Here is a 1,566-nt window from a genome sequence, read left to right on the forward strand (position 1 = left end):
GCAGGACAAGCCTTTAGCGAAATAACGGGTTTAATTAATGTAGTAACCGCACAGATTGAAGAAATCTCTGAAGAGATTCAACAAATGGCTGTAGGCAGTGAAAGAATAGTCGCCTCCGTTTCGGAGATCTATGAGACGAGTAAAGAAATTACAGGACAGACCCAAACCGTATCGGCAGCCACAGAGGAACAATCAGCCTCGGTGGAGGAAATTGCCTCTTCCAGCCAGGTGTTGGCTAATATGGCGGAAGAGTTGCAAGAAACTTTGAAGAAATTCACGATATAGCAATGTCCATGTTTTATGTTTTTTTATAGAAAAACCTATACCTATAATTTTGACAAAAATATCTTGACACATTTGGTACTTTCGTGTAGAATCATAACTCGTGGTACCAATACGAGCCATTAGCTCAGTCGGTAGAGCACCTGACTTTTAATCAGGGTGTCCCGCGTTCGAGTCGCGGATGGCTCACCAAATAATTATTTAAGTGTATCAAAGGCATTCGAAAGGGTTTACAGCCCTAAAATAGTGATCATAAAAAGACAGGGACTAAATTTAAATTTTAGGTCTCTGTCTTTTTTTGTTATATATTAGTCTAATTATAGTTAAACAAAGGTTGGAACCTAAAGGAAATAACAGAAATTTGATGAAAATTGAAAAAATATATATAATATTTGCTTTTTGTATGTTATAGTCAAATAAAAGCAAATAAGAAGAAGATTTTTTAAATTATATAAAGTTATTGACAAGGCAAACTGAGCGAAAGCTCAGGACGCAAAGCTACGGATCTTCCACTCTTAGGGGTAAAGATGGCCGAGTTACCAATTAGAATTTTAACGCGCCTTGTCTAAAGGGGGCGGTTTTTTCGTTTCTAAAAATCAATAACATTCTTGCAACAGTTTTTTCTTTTAGGTAATGGACTCAAATTATTTGGATGAAGGGGACATGTAAGAGATGACAAAGATTAAATACCGAATTATTCTTATGTTAATAACGTTAGCACTTATTATGGGTTCTATTCTCGGCGGGTACAGCATTTATAATTTGGTTGTTGCGGAAAAAGCTAATCTTGATCAGTATAACGATACCTTGTACGATCAATTCGATCGGACGATTATGCTGCAGGTACAGACTGCCCACAGCCTAGTACAGGATGTTTACAATAGCCAGCAAAAAGGAGAATTGACTCCAGAAGAAGCAAAAAAGAAAGCGGCGGATTTAGTAAGAAATTTGCGCTTTGATGGAGGAAATTATTTTTGGGTTGATACTACAGAGGGGATAAACGTTGTACTGTTGGGAAGAGATACTGAAGGTAAATCCCGCTATGAAGCCAAAGATAGCGCCGGAGTATCCTTTGTTCAGGAGTTCATAAAGAATGGAACTCAAGTTGGTGGTGGTTACACAGATTATACATTTGCTAAGCCTAATGAAACAGAGGCTTTGCCAAAGAGAAGTTATACCTTGCTATTTGAACCCTATAATTGGGTAATCGGGACTGGGAATTGGGTAGATAATATTGATAAACTTGTTGAAGCCAAACAACTTGAATTAGAACAAAAAGCTAAA

Annotated in this window: 1 protein-coding gene, 1 tRNA gene, 1 pseudogene and 1 riboswitch; all 3 genes and pseudogenes read left to right on the plus strand. The window is 37.4% G+C overall.

Annotation, left to right across the window (positions count from 1 at the left end; all coding sequences use genetic code 11):
* A pseudogene (locus BLS16_RS23035) lies at positions 1-285 on the plus strand (methyl-accepting chemotaxis protein); the annotation flags it as partial.
* Between the two features lie 113 nt (positions 286-398).
* A tRNA-Lys gene (locus tag BLS16_RS23040) sits at positions 399-474 on the plus strand.
* A gap of 265 nt (positions 475-739) precedes the next feature.
* Positions 740-826, plus strand: a riboswitch (cyclic di-GMP riboswitch).
* 128 nt (positions 827-954) lie between these two features.
* Positions 955-1,566: cache domain-containing protein (locus BLS16_RS23045; RefSeq protein ID WP_176786284.1), on the plus strand; the 612-nt coding region annotated here is incomplete at its 3' end.

The sequence above is a fragment of the Desulfosporosinus hippei DSM 8344 genome (assembly GCF_900100785.1).
GTDB lineage: Bacteria > Bacillota > Desulfitobacteriia > Desulfitobacteriales > Desulfitobacteriaceae > Desulfosporosinus > Desulfosporosinus hippei.